Source organism: Kutzneria buriramensis, from assembly GCF_003387475.1.
Taxonomy (GTDB): Bacteria; Actinomycetota; Actinomycetes; order Mycobacteriales; family Pseudonocardiaceae; genus Kutzneria; species Kutzneria buriramensis.
In genome coordinates this window covers 1-5,341 of record NZ_QUNO01000051.1, presented here as the reverse complement: position 1 = coordinate 5,341, position 5,341 = coordinate 1, and the positions used below count along the sequence as shown (strand labels likewise).

The following is a 5,341-nucleotide window of genomic DNA, read 5'->3' as shown; positions in this document are numbered from 1 at the left end:
GGTGTGCGTGTGTTCTTTGAGAACTCAACAGCGTACTGTAATAGCCAGTACTTGAATGAATAACCCCTTAGTGGGTTCCTTTGAGATGGTTGAACTGGATTGAATGCCAGTTTGTACTAGTCTCGATCAAACAAAACCTTATTGGAGAGTTTGATCCTGGCTCAGGACGAACGCTGGCGGCGTGCTTAACACATGCAAGTCGAGCGGTAAGGCCCTTCGGGGTACACGAGCGGCGAACGGGTGAGTAACACGTGGGCAACCTGCCCTGCACTCTGGGATAAGCCCGGGAAACTGGGTCTAATACCGGATATGACCTCGGGTCGCATGATCTGTGGTGGAAAGTTCCGGCGGTGCAGGATGGGCCCGCGGCCTATCAGCTTGTTGGTGGGGTAGTGGCCTACCAAGGCGACGACGGGTAGCCGGCCTGAGAGGGCGACCGGCCACACTGGGACTGAGACACGGCCCAGACTCCTACGGGAGGCAGCAGTGGGGAATATTGCGCAATGGGCGAAAGCCTGACGCAGCGACGCCGCGTGAGGGATGACGGCCTTCGGGTTGTAAACCTCTTTCAGCAGGGACGAAGCGCGAGTGACGGTACCTGCAGAAGAAGCACCGGCTAACTACGTGCCAGCAGCCGCGGTAATACGTAGGGTGCGAGCGTTGTCCGGAATTATTGGGCGTAAAGAGCTCGTAGGCGGTTTGTCGCGTCGACTGTGAAAACCTACAGCTTAACTGTGGGCTTGCAGTCGATACGGGCAGACTTGAGTTCGGTAGGGGAGACTGGAATTCCTGGTGTAGCGGTGAAATGCGCAGATATCAGGAGGAACACCGGTGGCGAAGGCGGGTCTCTGGGCCGATACTGACGCTGAGGAGCGAAAGCGTGGGGAGCGAACAGGATTAGATACCCTGGTAGTCCACGCCGTAAACGGTGGGAACTAGGTGTGGGGGGCTTCCACGTCCTCCGTGCCGTAGCTAACGCATTAAGTTCCCCGCCTGGGGAGTACGGCCGCAAGGCTAAAACTCAAAGGAATTGACGGGGGCCCGCACAAGCGGCGGAGCATGTGGATTAATTCGATGCAACGCGAAGAACCTTACCTGGGCTTGACATGCACTGGAAACCAGTAGAGATATTGGCCCCCTTGTGGCCGGTGTACAGGTGGTGCATGGCTGTCGTCAGCTCGTGTCGTGAGATGTTGGGTTAAGTCCCGCAACGAGCGCAACCCTCGTTCCATGTTGCCAGCGCGTAATGGCGGGGACTCATGGGAGACTGCCGGGGTCAACTCGGAGGAAGGTGGGGATGACGTCAAGTCATCATGCCCCTTATGTCCAGGGCTTCACACATGCTACAATGGCCGGTACAAAGGGCTGCTAAGCCGTGAGGTGGAGCGAATCCCATAAAGCCGGTCTCAGTTCGGATCGGGGTCTGCAACTCGACCCCGTGAAGTCGGAGTCGCTAGTAATCGCAGATCAGCAACGCTGCGGTGAATACGTTCCCGGGCCTTGTACACACCGCCCGTCACGTCACGAAAGTCGGTAACACCCGAAGCCCGTGGCCCAACCCGTAAGGGAGGGAGCGGTCGAAGGTGGGACTGGCGATTGGGACGAAGTCGTAACAAGGTAGCCGTACCGGAAGGTGCGGCTGGATCACCTCCTTTCTAAGGAGCACCCAACGCCGGCTCTAGGGTCGAGCGGAGGATCGCTTATCCGAGGCGAACGTTCTCGGGAGTGATTGCTCATAGATGTGGATACTGGCTAGAAGCAACAGGACCTGCGGTCTGCATCGCCTAGTACTGCTCTTCGGAGCGTGGAACGGACTGTGGACGGTGAGGTTGGGGTTGTCAGTACGCTGTTGGGTCCTGAGGGAACACGCGGTTTGGTGTTACTTCAAACCACAGGGCTTGTCCTCGAGCGCAAACCGGCCATCGGAGCGATGGAACTAGGTGGCTCAGTAGTGGGATGGGTTTCTGGTTGTTCTTTGAGAACTACACAGTGGATGCGAGCATCTTTGTGGTCAAGTTGTGAAGAGCACACGGTGGATGTCTTGGCACCAGGAGCCGATGAAGGACGTAGGAGGCTGCGAAAAGCCTCGGGGAGCTGCCAACCGAGCTGTGATCCGAGGGTGTCCGAATGGGGAAACCCGGCCTCAGTCATGTGGGGTCACCCGCGCCTGAATATATAGGGTGTGTGGAGGGAACGTGGGGAAGTGAAACATCTCAGTACCCACAGGAAGAGAAAACAACCGTGATTCCGTGAGTAGTGGCGAGCGAAAGCGGATGAGGCTAAACCATGGACGTGTGATACCTGGCAGGGGTTGCGTTTGTGGGGTCGTGGGATGTTGTTTGTCTGGGCTGCTGACCAGGCGGGAAGTCAGAAAACAGTGTGTTAGTGGAATCAGTTTGGGAAACTGAACCGTAGAGGGTGATAGTCCCGTACGCGAAAACATGCTGTCTTCCTTGCAACACTCCCAAGTAGCAGCGAGCTCGTGGAATTTGCTGTGAATCTGGCGGGACCACCCGCTAAGCCTAAATACTCCCTGGTGACCGATAGCGGACTAGTACCGTGAGGGAAAGATGAAAAGTACCCCGGGAGGGGAGTGAAAGAGTACCTGAAACCGTGTGCTTACAATCCGTCAGAGCCTCCTTTGCAGGGGTGATGGCGTGCCTTTTGAAGAATGAGCCTGCGAGTTAGTGGTACGTGGCGAGGTTAACCTGTGTGGGGTAGCCGTAGCGAAAGCGAGTCCGAATAGGGCGTTTTAGTCGCGTGCTCTAGACCCGAAGCGGGGTGATCTAGCCATGGCCAGGGTGAAGCGCGGGTAAGACCGTGTGGAGGCCCGAACCCACCAGGGTTGAAAACCTGGGGGATGAGCTGTGGTTAGGGGTGAAAGGCCAATCAAACTCCGTGATAGCTGGTTCTCCCCGAAATGCATTTAGGTGCAGCGTCGCGTGTTTCGTGGTGGGGGTAGAGCACTGGATGGCCTAGGGGGCCTACAAGCTTACTGAAGTCAACCAAACTCCGAATACCATTACGTGAGAGCGCGGCAGTGAGACTGCGGGCGATAAGGTTCGTAGTCGAGAGGGAAACAGCCCAGAACACCAGCTAAGGCCCCAAAGTGTGTGCTAAGTGGGAAAGGATGTGGGGTCGCCCAGACAACCAGGAGGTTGGCTTAGAAGCAGCCACCCTTTAAAGAGTGCGTAATAGCTCACTGGTCAAGTGGTCCTGCGCCGACAATGTAGCGGGGCTTAAGCACACCGCCGAAGCTGTGTCATTCGCACAGTGATCCGCGTCAGCTTGCTGGCGTGCAGTCGTGTGGATGGGTAGGGGAGCGTCGTGTGGGGGATGAAGCGGCAGGGGAACCTAGCCGTGGACACTACACGAGTGAGAATGCAGGCATGAGTAGCGAATGACGAGTGAGAAACTCGTCCGCCGGATGACCAAGGGTTCCTGGGCCAGGCTAATCCGCCCAGGGTAAGTCGGGACCTAAGGCGAGGCCGACAGGCGTAGTCGATGGACAACGGGTTGATATTCCCGTACCCGTGTAAACGCGTCCATGGTGAGGCTAGTGATGCTAACCGCCCGCGAGCCAGGAGGTCTTCGGACTGAGTGGGGAGTGCGCGGGATCCGATCTAGTAGTAGTCAAGCGATGGGGTGACGCAGGAAGGTAGCTCCGCCAGTCAGTGGTAATACTGGTGTAAGCGTGTAGGCTGTCAGGGTAGGCAAATCCGTCCTGACGTTGAGGCTGAGACGTGATGCGTAGCCGATTGAGGCGAAGTAGAGTGATCCTATGCTGTCGAGAAAAGCCTCTAGCGAGTGTTTATGCGGCCCGTACCCCAAACCGACACAGGTGGTCAGGTAGAGAATACCGAGGCGTTCGGGTGAACTGTGGTTAAGGAACTCGGCAAAATGCCCCCGTAACTTCGGGAGAAGGGGGGCCGAGGGACTTGAAGCCCCTTGCGGGCTAGGGTTTTTCGGCCGCAGAGAGCAGCGAGAAGCGACTGTTTACTAAAAACACAGGTCCATGCGAAGTCGTAAGACGATGTATATGGACTGACGCCTGCCCGGTGCTGGAACGTTAAGGGGACCGGTTAGTCCTTCGGGGCGAAGCTGAGAACTTAAGCGCCAGTAAACGGCGGTGGTAACTATAACCATCCTAAGGTAGCGAAATTCCTTGTCGGGTAAGTTCCGACCTGCACGAATGGCGTAACGACTTCTCGACTGTCTCAACCACAGGCCCGGTGAAATTGCATTACGAGTAAAGATGCTCGTTACGCGCGGCAGGACGGAAAGACCCCGGGACCTTTACTATAGCTTGGTATTGGTGCTCGGTTCGGCTTGTGTAGGATAGGTGGGAGACTGTGAAGCTGGCACGCCAGTGCTGGTGGAGTCGTCGTTGAAATACCACTCTGGTCGTTCTGGGTGTCTAACCTCGGACCGTGATCCGGTTCAGGGACAGTGCCTGGTGGGTAGTTTAACTGGGGCGGTTGCCTCCCAAAGGGTAACGGAGGCGCTCAAAGGTTCCCTCAGCCTGGTTGGCAATCAGGTGTTGAGTGCAAGTGCACAAGGGGGCTTGACTGTGAGACTGACGGGTCGAGCAGGGACGAAAGTCGGAACTAGTGATCCGGCCATGGCTTGTGGAAGCGTGGTCGCTCAACGGATAAAAGGTACCCCGGGGATAACAGGCTGATCTTGCCCAAGAGTCCATATCGACGGCATGGTTTGGCACCTCGATGTCGGCTCGTCGCATCCTGGGGCTGGAGTAGGTCCCAAGGGTTGGGCTGTTCGCCCATTAAAGCGGTACGCGAGCTGGGTTTAGAACGTCGTGAGACAGTTCGGTCCCTATCCGCCGTGCGCGTTGGAGATTTGAGGAAGGCTGTCCCTAGTACGAGAGGACCGGGATGGACGGACCTCTGGTGTGCCAGTTGTCCCGCCAGGGGCATGGCTGGTTGGCTACGTTCGGGAGAGATAACCGCTGAAAGCATCTAAGCGGGAAGCTTGTTCCAAGATGAGATCTCCTACCTCCTTGAGAGGGTAAGGCCTCCTATAGACGATGGGGTTGATAGGCCAGAGATGGAAGCACGGTAACGTGTGGAGTTGACTGGTACTAATAGGCCGAGGGCTTGTCTACGAAGGTGTTGCGCATCCACTGTGTGGTTCTGAAAGAACCAACTAGGCCACCCGGGTCTCGGTCTGGGGTTGGCTGTGGGTTTCTTTCATAGTGTTTCGGTGGTGTTGGCGGAGGGGAAACGCCCGGTCCCATTCCGAACCCGGAAGCTAAGCCCTCCTGCGCCGATGGTACTGCACTCGTGAGGGTGTGGGAGAGTAGGACGCCGCCGGACAAAATTTG

The 5,341-nt window shown here is 56.9% G+C and carries 3 rRNA genes; all 3 read left to right on the top strand.

Features of this window, described 5'->3' with window-relative positions:
* Positions 1-138 precede the first annotated feature (138 nt).
* The 3 genes from BCF44_RS54510 (at position 139) to rrf (ending at position 5,333) form a co-directional block, all read left to right on the top strand.
* Positions 139-1,655 (top strand): 16S ribosomal RNA (locus tag BCF44_RS54510).
* A gap of 354 nt (positions 1,656-2,009) precedes the next feature.
* Positions 2,010-5,122: ribosomal RNA gene (locus BCF44_RS54505) — 23S ribosomal RNA — on the top strand.
* A 94-nt stretch (positions 5,123-5,216) separates the two neighbouring features.
* Positions 5,217-5,333: ribosomal RNA gene (gene rrf / locus BCF44_RS54500) — 5S ribosomal RNA — on the top strand.
* Together the 16S, 23S and 5S rRNA genes form the textbook arrangement of a ribosomal RNA operon.
* Positions 5,334-5,341: the final 8 nt, after the last annotated feature.